The organism is Streptomyces sp. MB09-02B (assembly GCF_033794485.1).
In the GTDB taxonomy this organism is placed as follows: Bacteria; Actinomycetota; Actinomycetes; order Streptomycetales; family Streptomycetaceae; genus Streptomyces.
On the sequence record NZ_JARGEE010000026.1, the window covers coordinates 1 to 14,393 of the forward strand.

At 72.0% G+C, this 14,393-nt stretch carries 13 protein-coding genes and 1 pseudogene; 7 read left to right on the top strand and 7 right to left on the bottom strand.

Going from position 1 to position 14,393, the window contains the following annotated elements:
* Positions 1 to 89 precede the first annotated feature (89 nt).
* A pseudogene (locus P1P70_RS06325) lies at positions 90 to 366 on the bottom strand (glutamate synthase-related protein); the annotation flags it as partial.
* Positions 367 to 1,186: 820 nt separating this feature from the next.
* Here P1P70_RS06325 and P1P70_RS06330 point away from each other — a divergent pair.
* The 3 genes from P1P70_RS06330 (at position 1,187) to P1P70_RS06340 (ending at position 3,573) form a co-directional block, all read left to right on the top strand.
* Positions 1,187 to 1,525 (top strand): hypothetical protein, encoded by a 339-nt coding sequence (locus P1P70_RS06330; RefSeq protein ID WP_319235280.1) that lies wholly within the window; start codon positions 1,187 to 1,189, stop codon positions 1,523 to 1,525.
* A gap of 50 nt (positions 1,526 to 1,575) precedes the next feature.
* Positions 1,576 to 2,835 carry a nucleotide sugar dehydrogenase gene (locus tag P1P70_RS06335; protein WP_319235283.1) on the top strand — a complete coding sequence of 420 codons (1,260 nt, stop codon included), beginning with the start codon at positions 1,576 to 1,578 and terminating at the stop codon, positions 2,833 to 2,835.
* A 204-nt stretch (positions 2,836 to 3,039) separates the two neighbouring features.
* Positions 3,040 to 3,573, top strand: coding sequence for an EF-hand domain-containing protein (locus P1P70_RS06340; protein ID WP_319235285.1), 534 nt, complete (start codon positions 3,040 to 3,042; stop codon positions 3,571 to 3,573).
* Positions 3,574 to 3,652: 79 nt separating this feature from the next.
* Here the strand turns inward: P1P70_RS06340 and P1P70_RS06345 are convergent, their stop codons facing one another.
* From P1P70_RS06345 to P1P70_RS06370, 6 genes are read right to left on the bottom strand one after another with little or no spacing between them, the layout of a single operon-like run.
* Positions 3,653 to 4,057, bottom strand: coding sequence for a DUF6917 domain-containing protein (locus P1P70_RS06345; protein ID WP_319235286.1), 405 nt, complete (start codon positions 4,055 to 4,057; stop codon positions 3,653 to 3,655).
* Positions 4,058 to 4,083: 26 nt separating this feature from the next.
* Positions 4,084 to 5,034, bottom strand: coding sequence for a Gfo/Idh/MocA family oxidoreductase (locus P1P70_RS06350; protein WP_319235288.1), 951 nt, complete (start codon positions 5,032 to 5,034; stop codon positions 4,084 to 4,086).
* A complete protein-coding gene (locus tag P1P70_RS06355) occupies positions 5,031 to 6,164 on the bottom strand; it encodes an Ldh family oxidoreductase (protein WP_319235290.1) in 1,134 nt (377 codons plus the stop codon). The genes P1P70_RS06350 and P1P70_RS06355 overlap by 4 nt, the downstream gene beginning before the upstream one ends.
* Positions 6,161 to 7,456, bottom strand: a complete 1,296-nt coding sequence (locus tag P1P70_RS06360) for a M20/M25/M40 family metallo-hydrolase (protein WP_319235292.1) — start codon at positions 7,454 to 7,456, stop codon at positions 6,161 to 6,163. The genes P1P70_RS06355 and P1P70_RS06360 overlap by 4 nt, the downstream gene beginning before the upstream one ends.
* Positions 7,453 to 8,358 carry a sugar phosphate isomerase/epimerase family protein gene (locus P1P70_RS06365; protein ID WP_319235294.1) on the bottom strand — a complete coding sequence of 302 codons (906 nt, stop codon included), beginning with the start codon at positions 8,356 to 8,358 and terminating at the stop codon, positions 7,453 to 7,455. Before P1P70_RS06365 ends, P1P70_RS06360 begins: the two co-directional genes overlap by 4 nt.
* 1 nt (position 8,359) lies before the next feature.
* Positions 8,360 to 9,436, bottom strand: coding sequence for a Gfo/Idh/MocA family protein (locus tag P1P70_RS06370; protein WP_319235295.1), 1,077 nt, complete (start codon positions 9,434 to 9,436; stop codon positions 8,360 to 8,362).
* A gap of 285 nt (positions 9,437 to 9,721) precedes the next feature.
* Here P1P70_RS06370 and P1P70_RS06375 point away from each other — a divergent pair, with 285 nt between their 5' ends.
* The 4 genes from P1P70_RS06375 (at position 9,722) to P1P70_RS06390 (ending at position 14,393) form a co-directional block, all read left to right on the top strand.
* Positions 9,722 to 10,816: a DegT/DnrJ/EryC1/StrS family aminotransferase gene (locus P1P70_RS06375; protein WP_319235296.1), complete on the top strand. Its 1,095-nt coding sequence runs from the start codon at positions 9,722 to 9,724 to the stop codon at positions 10,814 to 10,816.
* Positions 10,813 to 11,955, top strand: coding sequence for a DegT/DnrJ/EryC1/StrS family aminotransferase (locus tag P1P70_RS06380; protein ID WP_319235297.1), 1,143 nt, complete (start codon positions 10,813 to 10,815; stop codon positions 11,953 to 11,955). The genes P1P70_RS06375 and P1P70_RS06380 overlap by 4 nt, the downstream gene beginning before the upstream one ends.
* A gap of 96 nt (positions 11,956 to 12,051) precedes the next feature.
* Complete coding sequence (locus P1P70_RS06385) at positions 12,052 to 13,026, top strand: UbiA family prenyltransferase (RefSeq protein WP_319235299.1); 975 nt, start codon at positions 12,052 to 12,054, stop codon at positions 13,024 to 13,026.
* The gene (locus P1P70_RS06390; protein WP_319235300.1) at positions 13,023 to 14,393 is read left to right on the top strand and encodes a protoporphyrinogen/coproporphyrinogen oxidase; all 1,371 of its coding nucleotides are present in this window, start codon (positions 13,023 to 13,025) and stop codon (positions 14,391 to 14,393) included. The genes P1P70_RS06385 and P1P70_RS06390 overlap by 4 nt, the downstream gene beginning before the upstream one ends.

The following is a 14,393-nucleotide window of genomic DNA, read 5'->3' on the forward strand; positions in this document are numbered from 1 at the left end:
GGCCTGACGATAGGTGGGTGGGGGAGGAATGGTGCCGGCGTCCACCGGGTCCTCGGACGCTTGTGTGTGCCGCTCGGCCGGGTCAGATACTCGTCGGCGAACTCGGCGGCGTCGAAATCGCCTTCTTCGGTGCGGCAGCCGAAGTACCCGGTGCCGCTCTCCCAAACGAGGTCACCTCCGGACGGAGTGATACCAGGACAGCCCACCCTCACCCGGGTCCTGGGCGAAACCCCCGGCCGCCGCACCTCCGTCGAGCGCGAGGGCAGCGTTGGCCGACAGCGAGCCGAAGTTCATCGCCGACGCGTTCAGCAACTCCATGTCGTATGCACAGCTGCACTCGGCGCCGCCGATCCGCAGGCGCTGGGGGGGATTCACCCACATGTGTACACCACCTGCCGTCGGCGCATCCTTCTCCGGCAAGCGGACAGACTCCAGGCGCCGAAGCGCGGCAGCCGCCTCCTCCCGAGGAACGCCGCACGACTTGACTGATCCGCTCCCGTCTCGTGGCCGCCAGAAAGGAAAGCAGCCGTCCCCATGACCTTCGAAGATCTGCCTGAGGCCAACAGGGCCGGTGATCCGTCGGCGGGCGCCCCTGTGACCGAACTGCTCGACTCCGGCCGGATCCCTCACGTCAACGGCATCTTCCGCTCCATCGGTACGCTCGCCACGCTGCACCCCCAACTGCCGCCCCGGCTTGAGGAGTTCCTGCGCGAAGCTGCGGCAGCGCCGGACTGGGCGGCCGAGGACGTTTGCAGGGCGGACCCGCGCATCTCACACCACCACGGCACCGTCTCGATGATGCAGGCCACAGTCGGTCTGATGAGCTGCTGCCGCTACCCGGCCGAGGTCTTCACGTTGGGTTCCACCGGGAGCCTGGGCGGCAGGGGAGGCCCCGGGCGGCGCTTGTCGCAGTCCTCCCGGCTCTTCATGGGCATAGGCAGTAAGCACGCTCTTGACCGACTGCACCTTGGCGGCTACCGCGACCGAGGTGCGCCTCGTGCACGCCTGCGTCCGGGAACTGCACATGCCCTCCGGGCAGTGGGACCACGACACATAGGGCGAACCGGTCTCTAAGAAGTACATCGTCTCCGCCGCCTACTCATCGACGGACGGTGACGATGGTCGCGCGGGGATCTCGGCACTCAACCGTCCTTCGCCCTGAGAAGAATGACCGAGGAAAATGAAAATGACCGAAGAATTCCAGAAGAGGACGCTTATGCGTGGTACCGGGACCTTTCTGCTCGCTGTGACCTGTGCGCTCCTCGCGGGGACCGCAGCCCCCGGTACAGCCGCGGCGGCGGAACCCGGCGAGGTCGTGGTGTTCCGGACGGAGCTGGCGCCGCTGACCGTTTATCCGGAACCTCACGGCTGTCACAAGCTTCCGGCGGACGCGCACGTGCTGACGAATCGCACCGACCGGCCGGTCACGGTGTACGGCGACCCCTTCTGTCTGACGCCCGGCCTCACCGTGCAGCCGGGCTTCGGGGCGCACGTGGCGCCCGGCAGCGGCAGCTTCTCGGCCTGAACCACCGCTTCCCGCGCTCTGCCCCCCCACACCCAGGAGTACTCCTTCACATGACCGTCGACCTTGTCGTCATGGGGCTTGGCCATGTCGGGTTACCGCTCGCCCGAGCCGCGGTCTCGGCCGGCCTGGCCACCGCCGGGTACGACGTGTCCGGCACCGTGTTGTCCGGTCTCGCCGAGGGCCGCTCGCACGTCGGTGGTGTCTGCGACGCCGAGGTCACGGCCATGCTGGACGCAGGCTTCCGCGCCACGGCCGACCCCGCGGTCCTCGACAGCGCACAGACCGTGGTGATCTGTGTTCCGACCGGGCTCACACCGGAGGGCTTACCCGACTTGTCCGCGGTGGAGGACGCCTCCAAGGTCGTCGCTGCCCGGCTGCGCACCGGCATGCTCGTCATCCTCGAGTCCACCAGCTACCCGGGCACCACAGAGGATGTCGTGAGACCGCTGCTGGAGCGCGGCAGTGGACTGCGGGCGGGTGAGGACTTCCATCTCGCGTACTCTCCGCAGCGCATCGACCCCGGCAACGAGATCTGGGACGTCCGCAACACCCCGAAGGTCGTGAGCGGTTGCACCGCTCTGTGCGCGAAGTACGCCACCGCGTTCTACGGGCGGTTCGTGGACCGCCTCGTCCTCGCCCGAGGCACGCGGGAGGCGGAGATGGCCAAACTCCTCGAGAACACCTACCGCTACGTCAATATCGCCCTGGTCGACGAGGTGGCGCTGTTCTGCCACCAGGCCGGCATCGACGTCTGGGACGTTCTGCACTGCGCGGCGTCGAAGCCGTTCGGCTTCACCCCTTTCAGTCCCGGTCCCGGCGTCGGCGGGCACTGCATCCCCGTCGACCCCCGCTATCTGGCTGCGCGGGCCGAGTCCCAGGGGTTCCCCTTCCGCATGCTGGCAGCCGCACACGAGGTCCTCACCGACATGCCGAGGCATGTCGTGGACCGGGCCCTGTCGCTGCTCACCGAGACCCGCGGCCGGCCCGAGGGCGCACGTGCCCTCCTCCTGGGCGTCACCTACAAGGCCGACGTCACCGACATACGTGAGTCACCGGCGCGCCCCGTGGCCGCGGGGCTGCTTGACACCGGGGTCGACGTCTTTTACCACGACCCGTACGCAGTCGGCTTCAGCGTGGACGATCGGCCCCTGCCGCGCGCCACGGATCTGCGGGAAGCCCTGGCTGAGGCGGATGTGGCGATCCTGCTGCAGGACCACGCCTGCTACGCGAGAGAGACTCTGGGCAGGGCCCGTTGCGCCGTGCTGGACACCCGCGGCAAGGCCGTGGGCAGCAGGGTGACGCTTCTCTGACAGCCCCCGTCCCGTCTCCGGCACTGGCCGCGCCCCCTTCGCCGCGTCAGCCAACGCCTCCGTCACGCCGACTCCGGTCTGCGCCTTCCTGCCGGTGTCCCGCCGGCCCACAGACCCGCGCAGTGGCAGCGCCCTGCGCGGTTGCGGCCCGGACCAGGGGCCGCAGTCCGTCATCTCTACGAGACGAACCGAGAAGGAGAACACATGAGTACTGCTGTCGCCAACGACCGTCTGGTGAAGCGTTTCGAGAAGTGGGACACCGACGGCAACGGTGTGCTGGAACCCGGCGACTTCCAGGGCGAGGCAGCCCGGATCGCCCAGAACCTGGGGCGGAAGGCCGACTCTGCGGAGGTGCAGGGACTCCTGACCGCGTTCCAGGGACTCTACGAGAACCTGGCCCAGAAGGCCGGAGTCCCCGCCGGGAGCGGCATCAGCCGGGAGCAGTTCCTCAACGCCACGGGGGACATGCTGTTCAAGGAGGGCGAGGCGAGCTTCAACCGCGCCCTCTCCCCCATCGTAAAGGCGCTGATCCGCCTGTGCGACGACAACCACGACGGCGAGATCGACGAGCGCGAGTTCCAGTCCTGGCTGACCGCCGTCGGCGTGCCGGCCTCCCTGGCCGGTGACACGTTCGGGCAGATCGACGCGAACGGCGACGGCCGTCTGTCCGAGGAGGAACTGCTGCGGGCGCTCCGCGACTTCCACTTCGGCCAGCTGGACGTCGAGCTTCTCGGCTGACCTGCCGAACCGGCCCCGGTGCCCCCCCTGGGTATCCGCTCAGGGGGGGTCACCCCATGAGGGGTCTGCGGCGAAGGCGTCAGTCCTTCGGACCCAGGGCCCCTTCATCCGGGCCCTGGACGAAGGTGACACGGGCCTCGGGCCGCAGCCGCAGGTCCCGGCCACTGACCGGACGGAGGGTGTGGATCAGGATGTTGTAGTGGTTCGGAAGGTGGCAGGCGTCGAAGCCGAGGACCGTGCCGACCGGCACGTCCCCGATGCTCACCAGGTCACCGCGGTCGATCACGCCGCCACACACCAGTTCCGCGAAGCCGAGGAAGCCCACCCGGTCGATCCGGGCGCCGGGGCGCGGGTCCCATTGGTCGGTGCTGACGAGTTCGTGCACCTCGCCGCGGCGTACGCAGCGCGCCGCGTGTTCCTCAACCCGCATTCCGCGCTCCGTGCGGTGGTGCGTCAGCACCTTGACCAGGCTTGCGCGCACCACACGTTTCGGGCCGTCCTCCGCCGGGTTCACCGGTCGACCTCCGCTGTCGCCGCATCCGACGCGGGCCGGGCGCGGCGGTAGGCAGCCTCGACCAACTCCAGTGCGGGCAGGCCGCCGTGCGCTCCCGGGACGGCCGGGGCGCGCCGGCCGGCGAGGGCGGCGAACTCCGTGAGGATCGCCTCGTACTCGTGCCACAGCGACGCCTTGAAGCCGGGGTGGTCGGCCAGCATGTCGGCGTGCAGGACCTCCCCGTCGGCCAGTTCGGCCTCGATGTCCTTGAGTTCTCCCGGATACGACCAGTCCAGTTCCACCGACGCGGTGGCTCCGGTTGGGCTGTTGAGGCGGATCACGGCCTGCCGGTCGACGCCCGAGCCGTCGCGGTGGATCTCGCAGCCGGTGACCGTGACATCGCCCAGCAGCAGCCGCACCAGATCGAGGGCGTTCGGGCCGTTGTCGGCCACACAGCCGCCGCCGCAGCGGGCGGGGTCGAGGTACCAGTCCTCGCCTCCCAGATGTTCCTCGATGCGCTCCAAGTACCGCACGCGGACCGCGACGATCTTCCGGTCGGCCGCCCGGTGCGCCAGCGCGCGGACAGCCGCGTTGTAGCGGCGGTGGAACCCCGTCATCAGAGGGACACCGCAGCGTCGCGCGTGATCCACCAGCAGGCGCCCCTCGGCGGCGGTGAGGGCGAGGGGTTTCTCGACGCACACGGGAACACCGGCGGTCAGTGCCTCTCGGCAGACCGGGAGGTGCACGTGGTTCGGGACGGCCACGACCAGGGCGTCCGGCCGTGCCTGGGTCAGCAGTGTCCGGTGGTCGCGGAAGCGGGCCGCCCGGCCCCGGTACTGCTCCAGGGCCTGGTCGCGCGTGTCGCACACGGCCGACAGCTCCCAGCCGGGCAGTCGTTCGGCGGCGGCCAGGTAGTAAGGGGAGATGGCGCCGAGGCCGACGACGCCCAGCCGCAGGGACCGGGTCATCGCGGGTCCCCGGAGCCGGGACCGCCGAAGAGGCCCAGGTCGGCCAGTTCCCGGTACAGGTGCTCCGGCAGCGGGATGCCGTCGCGGCGGCGCTCGGCGGCGAGTTCGGCCTCCCGCCACCCCGGGTAACGCACCGGTTCGCCGCCGGGCACCGGCGGGCAGTCGGTGAGCGCGCCGAACAGGGACCGGGTCGTGCCGGCGACGTCCGTGCCCGGACGCAGCACGTCCGGGGCGATCGCGAGGAGGAAGAAGCCGATGCCGTCGTCCCGTCCGTGCGGCCGGCCGTCCCCTTCCAGGGCGGCGGGCGAGGGCCCCACGGCCGCCCCGGAGACCACCGCGGCCAGCAGTTCCACCGCGATACCGAGTCCGTAGCCCTTGTGGACGCCGGTCTCGGCCGTACCGCCCAGCCAGCGCAGGAACGCCTCGCCGCGGTCGAAGGCGGACGGGTCGGTCACCTGGTTGCCCGCCGCGTCCTCCAGCCAGCCGGCGGGCACCGGCGTGCCGCGGCGGGCGGCGACGCGTACCCGTCCGGTCGGCGCGACGGTGGTGCTCATGTCCAGCAGGAAGGGGTGGCCGTCGAGAGCGGGTGCGGCGACGCTCAGCGGGTTGGTGCCGAGCATGGCCACCGCGCCTCCCGGCGGGCGGGCGATGCGCTGGCTGCCGCAGTTGCTCGCGACGACGCCGATCATCCCGGCGTGCGCGGCGCGGACGGCGTGGAAGCCGGCGCACCCGAAGTGGGTGGCGCCGCGCACGGACAGCAGGCCGACGCCGTGCCGACGGGCCCGGGCGACGGCGTCGTCCATGGCTTCGGCCGCGGCCCACAGGCCCAGGGCGCGGCGGGCGTCGACGACCGCACAGGCGCCCAGGTCGGTGACGGTCCGCGGTTCGGCACGGGGGTCGCAGCGCCCCGACTCCAGCAGCGGCAGGTAGAGCCGGGTGAGGTTGAACACTCCGTGCGAGTCGAGGCCGGTGAGGTCGCCGTGGCACAGGGCGTCGGCGGCGAGCCGGGCCCGGGGCGCCGGAATTCCGTGCCCGGTGAACAGGCCAGTCAGCGCGGCATGCAACTCGGCGTGGCCGACAAGGACGGATGCGTGGTCGGAGGGTGCCGGGGAGGCGGTGGACACCGTCATACGGGGTTCCTTACGGGAGGGGCGGATCGGTGGTCTTCGGCGAAGAGGGTGACGAGGCGGTGGACGACGTTCGCGAAGTCCTCCAGGTCGGCGAGGTCGACGAACTCCCCCGGAGCGTGGGCGTGGTTGGAGGCCAGGTCACCGGGGCCGAGCACGGTGGTGAAGGCGTCGTCCAGGCCGGCGGCCCAGATGGCGTCGCAGGTGAAACCGGGGTCGCCGTCCGCCGTCCGGGCTCCCGCGTGGGCCAGGAGCGCCTCGGCCCAGGGGTCGCGGTTGTCCAGCGCGGGCAGTCCGTGCTTGTCCCAGCCGAGCCGTGTGATGTCTGCCGCGTCCCGTGCCGTGCGGGTGAACTCCCGGGTGGAGGCGAAGAGTTCGGTGAAGCGGAGCAGACCGTCGGTGACGTGTCGGGTCACCGCGGCCCTCAGGTGACGGCCGTCCGCGGTGGTGCGGTAGGACAAGTTCACCAGCAGGGTGCCGGTGCCGTGGACGCGGTTGTGCGTGCGGCCGGTGTGCAACCCGGCGAGGCACACCCGTGCGCCGGGTACGGCCCCGTCCAGGCGGGCGGCGAGGTGCTGGGCGAGGAAGCCGAGCAGCACGGTGGCGTTGTGTCCGGCGTCCGGATGGTCGTCCACGGCGTCCTCGCCGGTGACGGTGATCCGGGCGGTCATGGAGGCGGTCGCCCGGGGCAGCGCGCGCAGTCCGGTCGGCTCGCAGAACACGTTGAGGCGTCCGTGGTGGCCGGCTTCCAGCAGGGGGCGGGTGCCGTAGGTGCCCAGTGCGCCGCCCTCCTCCCCGGCGACGGCCTGGACCAGGACGGTGACGTCCCGTCCGACGGCGGGGTGGGACGCGGCGGCCCGCAGCCCCGCGAGCAGGGCGACGGCGGGCCCCTTGGCGTCGACCGCGCCCCGGCCGGTGAACCTGCGCCCGTCGAAGGCGGGCGGGACGTGTCCGGCGACGGTGTCCAGATGGACGTTGAACATCACCGTGTCCACGCGGGGACGCTCGGGTCCCAGCCGCAGCAGCAGGCTGGGCTGGTCCGCGAGAAAGCGCGGATCGCGCGCGGCGGCCCGGACGGTGGACGGAACCCCGGGCCGGTCCAGACATGCGGCGGGCGCGGCCGCGAGCCGTACGGTGGGCAGCCCCGCTTCGGTGGCGGCTGCCGCGTACCGGTCAAGGAGGTCGGGCAGTCGGGACGGCGGGTCGTCCGGCCCGGTCTCCAGAGGGTTGACGCTGGGCAGGCGCAGGAGGTCCAGCAGCAGCTTCCGGTACTGGTCGGTGAACAGTACGGTCACGCCGTACCGTCCGGGTGGGCGGGTGCCGCCTCCACGGCCCGCAGCAGCCGGGTGAGCGCCTGCCCGGCCCGTACGAACAGGTCACCGGCGTCTTCACCGGCCCGGACCAGGCCGTCGTGGGGGCGCACGGCGAGGTGCGGTTCGAGGGAGAGGGACCCGGTGTAGCCGTGGGCGGCCAGGATCCGCAGGCATGCGGCCACCTCGGCGCCGCCCTCACCGGGCAGGGTGTATGCGGTGGTGCCGTCCGGGGTGCGGACGGCGTCCTTGATGTGGACGTGGGCCACGTAGGGGGCAAGGTCCTGAAGCATGTCCGGCGCGCGGTAGCCGTAGGGAACGCCGTTGCCGGTGTCGAACAGCAGGCGCAGGGCCGGGCTGCCGACGGCACGCAGCAGGCGGAGCGCGCGGTCGGCCCGGTCCCCGGCCCAGCCCGCGCAGTTCTCGTGCACCAGCAGCAGGCCCGCCCGCTCGGCGCGGTCCGCCAGGACGGCGGTGCGGGCGAGGACGCGGTCGGCCCACTCGGTCTCCGTCAGGCCGTCGTTGGGGTACGACATGATCCGTACGAGACGGCAGCCCAGGGCGTCGCACCGCTCGGCCAGGACGTCCAGTTCGGCGAGGTCCACGCCGAGGTCACCGGTGATCGGACGGGACCAGTTGCCGATCCTGGAGGCCACGGCGATCACCGTGACGCCTGCGTCCTCCAGCCGCCGGGCCAGGGTGGCGAAGGCGACCGGGGAGAGATCGGCGAGTGCGGTGCCGTCGACCATGCGCAGTTCGATGGCGTTCCAGCCCAGGTGCCGCAGGGCGGCCAGCTGGCCGTCGGTACCGGGCGCCGCCTCGTCGCCGATCCCGGCCAGGGGCCCGAATCCCGCGGCGCGGTGCCCTGCCGTGCCATGTCGGGGCATGTCAGCGGCTCCCGGTGCGGGAAAATGGCGCGGCGGCGCAGTGTTCCCGGGCCGCGCACAGCAGACGGGCGGTCTGACAGGCGAGCGAGAACCCGGTGGCGTCCGGCGCTTCGGAGAGGAAGCCGCGATAGGCGCCTTCCAGGAAGTCGGTCAGGGCGTCGTCCCGGAAGACCTGGCGTCCAGGCCCGGGAACGCCGCCCCTGGCCGGGCCTCCGGTGGGCGCCGCGGGCGCGTAGCCGCCGGCAGGGGTGATGACGAGCTGGGCGTGGTCGTCGTCCTCGCTGAGGGGGAAGTGACCCGTGGCCGTCCCGCCGTCGAATTCGCAGACGACGCTGCGTTGTCGCACGGCTGCGCCCAGGTCGGAGCGCAACCGCGTGGACACCCCGGTGCTGTGCTCCAGTTCCAGGTGGGCCCCGCCCATACCGGGCAGCTCCCGGTCTTCGCAGCGCAGATCCCAGCAGTGCGCGGCGCGCAGTTCGGCGGGGCCGGCCAGGTCGAGGGCCAGAGCCAGGGAATGGGGGATCTCCACGTCGAGGGCGCTCTGGTGCCCGTCGGTGGTCAGGGACCGCAGGAAGCGCGGCTTGTGCTGGTCCACGGTGATGTGGCGCAGCCGGCCGAGATAGTCGCCACGGACGAGCCGGCGCAGTCGGGCCGCGAGCCGGGAGCCGGTCCAGTGGGCCACGGCCACGAGGGCGAGGCCCGTCTCGTCGCGGAGCCCGATCAGGGCGTCGAGCTCGTCGCGGGATGCAGCCAGGGGTTTCTCCACGATCATCCGGCGGAAACCGTGCCCGGCGAGTTCCGCGATCAGGGCGTGCCGCAACCGGGGCGGCGTGCACACGTGCACCACCGCGGTGGCAGGGTCCACGTGCTCCAGGGCCTGATCCAGCGTGGTGACGACGGTCACCTGACCAGGGGTGGCCGTCAGCCGCAGATCGCCGGCGCGCGGGTCGCAGCCGACCGCGGGCAGGGCGACGAGTGGATCACCCGTGCTTCCGGTCCGCCCGGCCAGCCGGGCCAGCGTCCTCAAGTGCAGTCCGGATCCGGACCGGCCGAGCCCGACCACGAGCGGCTGCAGCACAGGGCCTCCTAGTCCGTGCGCCAAACTCCGTTGTGACGCAGGACTATTGCCGTCCCGAGAGGAATGGGTCAAGACATCCGGAAGGCATTTACTCACAAAGTGTGAAGTTGCCCCTTCCCCATTCTCCGCAGCCCACGAGTCCTATTAGCGTCGACATTCTGCACGACTCAACGGGGCGGTGAAGAATTGAGCGAATTACCGGCCACAGAAGGAGCAGCACATGCTGTCCCCTTCTTTTTCCAGGCCAAAACATTCGAACTGCTGTGGCCTTCCATCGAAAAGTCATTGGAGGAGGTTTTTCACAGCGGAAAGTTCTCTCACGGAAAACAGGTCGCACAGCTTGAAACGGCGCTCGCGGAATACACCGGCGCGCGGTACGTGATCGGCGTCAACAGCGGCACCGATGCGCTCGTGCTGCTGCTGCGCGCCTGTGGGCTGCGTCCCGGCGACGGCGTCCTGGTGCCCGCGTACTCGTTTTTCGCCACCGCGTCGGCCGTCGTTCTGGCAGGCGGCCGACCCCAGTTCGTCGACATCGACCCGGAGACGTACGCGATGGACCCGGCGGCCCTGGAGGCAGCCGTCACTCCCCGCAGCCGGTTCGTGATGCCGGTGCACCTGTTCCACACGATGGCCGACCTGGAGGCCGTCACCGCGGTCGCACGGCGGCATGGTCTGACGGTGGTCGAGGACAGCGCCGAGGCGATCGGCATGCGCCGACGCGGTGTGCACGCGGGCCTGCACGGCGCCGGAGGGGTACTGTCCTTCTTCCCCTCCAAGACGCTCGGGGCGCTCGGGGACGCGGGAGCCGTGCTCACCGACGACGCGGAGGTGGCGGACACCGTCGCGGCTCTCCGCCACCACGGCAGGACCGGCCGTACGCTGAACGACTTCCCGGCGATCTCGACCGACAGCGCGTGGCCGGGCGTGAACAGCAAGATGGACGACATCCAGGCGGCCGTCCTGCTCGCCAAACTGCCTCTCCTGGAGGAGCAGATCGCGTACCGGGCCGAGCTGGCCGACGCCTACACCGCCCGTCTGCGGGACATGCCGGGCATCATCCGCCTGCCGCGCGTCACCACCGAGGGTCCGGGCGCCCGTGACGTGTACTACGTCTACCTCATCGAGGCCGAGGACCGGGACGCCCTCGTCGCCCATCTCGACCGGCACGGCATCGGCACCGAGGTCTACTACCCGGTGCCGCTGCCCCACCAGCCCGCCTTCGCCCACCTGAGCCACCGGACGGGCGAGTTCCCCCACGCCGAGGCGGCGGCCCGGCATGCCGTGGCCCTGCCGTTCCACCCCGATCTCAGCCCCGGCGACCTGGACCGCGTGTGCGACACCGTCCGCTCCTTCCTCGCCGGAGGGAGGACGACCGTATGACCGTATCGCTCCCTCCCGCCGTCCCGTTCTTCCCACCCGCCCTCTTCGAAGCCGACCGCGCCGCGCTCATCGGCCTGGTCCGGGAGGTCGGCCTTGATCCGGAGCAGCGGTTCATCCTGGGCCGACGCACCGCGGCCTTCGAGGATCTGCTGTGCGAGGACCTGGGGGCGGCCGACGTGGTCGCGTGTTCCAGCGGCACCTCGGCACTCTCACTGGTGCTGCGGGCTCTGGACGTCGGTCCCGGTGACGAGGTGATCGTGCCCGCGTTCGGGTGCGCGCCGCTGGCCGCGTCGGTGGCCGACACCGGAGCCAGCCCGGTCTTCGCCGACATCCGGCCGGACACCATGACCATGGACCCGGACCATGCCGAGCGACTCGTCACCGCGCGGACCAAGGCGGTGATGCCGGCCCACATGTTCTCCGTGATGGCCGACATGCCGAGGTTCGTCGAGCTGGCCCGTCGGCACGGACTGCGTCTGGTGGAGGACTCGGCGGTCGCCCAGGGCGGCGTCCTGCGCGGTGTTCCGGCCGGACTGTGGGGCGAGGCGGGCGTCTACTCCTTCGTCCAGGTCAAGACCTGCGGCATGCCCGGCGAAGGCGGCGTGGTGGTCACCCGGGACCCGGAGCTGGGAGAGAAGGTGCGGATGCTGCGCAACCACGGCCAGATGGCCGGGCGGCGCTTCGTGCACCACGCCATCGGGCTCAACAGCCGCTTCGACGAGATCCAGGCCGCGTTCCAGACGCACCGCTACCGCGGCTTCCCGGAGCGGCTGGCGCGGCGGGCGGAGATCGCCGCCTACTACACCGAGCGCTTCGCGCCGCTGGCCGGCCGCGGTGTGGTACCGCCCCCGCCCGACCGGGACGGCCGGTGCTTCTACGTCTACACGGTGCTCGCCTCCGACCGGGACTCCCTCGGCGCGCACCTGGCCGAGTCGGGGGTGGCCTCGCACGTCTACTACCCGCGTCCCCTGCCCGCGCACCGCGCCTTCGCCCCGTACGCGCCACCCGGCGCCCGCTGGCCGCGAGCAGAACAGGCCGCCCGCCGTCATCTGGCGCTCCCCGTACACCACTTGCTGAGCGACACGCAGGTCGAACACGTCGCCGACCTGGTGCGCGCGTTCGTCACAAAGCACCTCTGACGTACGACAGCACGTACGACAGCCGCCGGGGCCGTCCCCTCACCCGGACGGCGCGCGGCACCCCCGTCCGACGCAGAGAAACCCAAGAGGTCACCCATGACCGACAGCATCGCGGCCGGCCGTCCCGCGCCCGCCGCCCACGGCGCCGGCAGGCTGCGCGTCTACGCGCGGCTCGGCAAGCTGGACGTGTACGACTACTACCTCGGTATCTTTCTCGCCCTCTCCGCCGCCCTGTTCCCGGTCGGCGACTTCACGGCCCGGCAGGCGCTGGTGCTGGTGCTGTTCCTGGCCGGGGAGATCGCGGTCCTGATGGCGATGGTCGCCCTGGACGACGTCACCGGCTTCCAGGACGGCAGTGACCTCGCCAACTACGGTCCCGACAACCCTCTGCGCAGCAAGGCACGCAAACCCCTCGTCGCCGGGACGCTGACCGTGCCCCAGGCGCTCCGCTTCGCCTGGAGCTGTGCGGCGGCGGGCGCGGTGCTGTGGGCGGGCGCCGCCGCGCTGGCACCGCACCGCCCGCTGTGGGCGCTGGTGGCGGCGGGCGCGCTGTTCACCGTGTCGCTGCAGTACTCGTACGGCCTGAAGCTCAGTTACCACGGCTTCCAGGAGGTCTTCCTCGTCGCGCTCGGCGCGGTGCTCGTGATCGCGCCCTACGGCCTGGTGGCAGGGGGCTGGTCAGGCTTCCTGATGGTGCAGGCGGTGCTGTTCGGGTTCGGGCCGCTGATGTTCGGGGTCTACTCCAACACCAACGACGTCGCCGGCGACCGGGCGGTGGGCCGTCCGACGGTGGCGGCTCTGGTGTCCGAACGCGGCAACGCCGTCTTCATCGCGGCCCTGTCGGTCACCGAGTTCCTCATCGGCGCGGTCGCCTCGGTCACCGGGGCGGCCCCGTGGTGGTTCGTGCTGCTGATGCTGCCGGCGACCGCGCTGCGGGCCCGCCAGTACCTGACCGGGTTCGTCCGGGCAGATATCATGACGGCCCGCCGGACGGGCTTCGCGGTGCACCGGCTGAGTGTGGTGCTGATGACCGTGGCCAACGTCCTGGTCGCAGCGGGGGCCGCCCGATGACGCCCGAGGTCGACGTCGCGGTCGTCGGGGCCGGCATCGCCGGTCTGACCGCCGCCCACGAACTGCGGCGCGCCGGGCTGTCGGTGCGGGTCTACGAGCAACTGCCACAGGTGGGCGGCCGGATGCGCAGCCTGCGCCACGAGGGCTGGACGGTGGACACCGGAGCCGAGCAGGTCGCGTCGCGCGGCTACCGGGCCACCTGGGAGCTGCTGCGCCGACTGGGCGCAGGCCCGGCGGACGTCCCCCGGGTCGGCGGTGCGGTGGCCGTCTGGCGTGGTGGGCGCGCCCACCTCGGCGTCGGCGAGAGCACGGCGGTGTTCACCGGCGCCGGCCTGTCCGCCCGCGCCCGGCTCGACCTGGCCGTCTTCTCGGCGTGGACCGGACGCCGCCGTGCCCGGTTCGACGGCGACCGACCCGAGCACAGTCCGCTCGGTGCGGCCACCGTGCGACAGACGGCCGCCCGCTACCACCCCGACCTGCACGACTACCTCCTCCAGCCGGTCGCGGGGTGCTTCTTCGGCTGGGACACCGGCCGCTCCGCCGCCGCCCCCCTGGTGAGCCTGCTGCTGGAGGCCGGCTCCCCCGCCGCCTGGCGTACCTACCGGGACGGCATGGACTTCCTGGCCCGCCGGCTGGGCGCCGGTACCGACGTCGAGACCGGCCGCGCCGTGCGGGAGGTCATCGACGCGGGCGAGCACGCCGTCCTGCGGTTCGACGACGGTGAGGTCAGGGCGCGGGCCGCTGTACTGGCCGTACCGGCGCCCGTGGCGGTGGCGCTGCGCCCGGACGCCCCCGCCGACGAGCGACCGTTCGTCACGGCCTGCACCTTCACCCCGATGATGAAGGTCAGCTACCTGCTGGACCGCCCGCTCGCCCCGCCCGCCCGGCGTCCGGTGCACGTGCTGCTCACCCCGGCCGTCGAGGAGGACGTGCTCTCCGGTGTGGTCGTCGACCACGCCAAGGACCCCGGCCGAGCTCCCGCGGGCCGCGGGCTGATCACCCTCGTGGCCGGTCCGCGCCGGGTCCGCGAGCTGCTGGACGCCTCCCCCGACGAGGCCGCCGACGTGCTCGCCCACGCGGCGGAACGCTACGTACCGGGCCTCGCCGGTGCCCGCCGCCACCACCTCGTGCACGCCTTTCGCCACGGCCTTCCGGAAGCCACCCCGCGGGCGCTGCGGGAACGCCCCGGCTTCCTGGCCCGCCCGGTGCGCGCGGTGGAGTACGCCGGCGACTGGGTGATGCTGCGGCCCGCGTCCGAGGGTGCCGTCCGGGCGGGTGCGCTGGCCGCGTCCCGTGTCCTGAGCAGGCTGAGGCGGCGCCCGTCGTCCGGCCCCGACCGAGCCGAGGAGATCCGTGCGACCGCATGA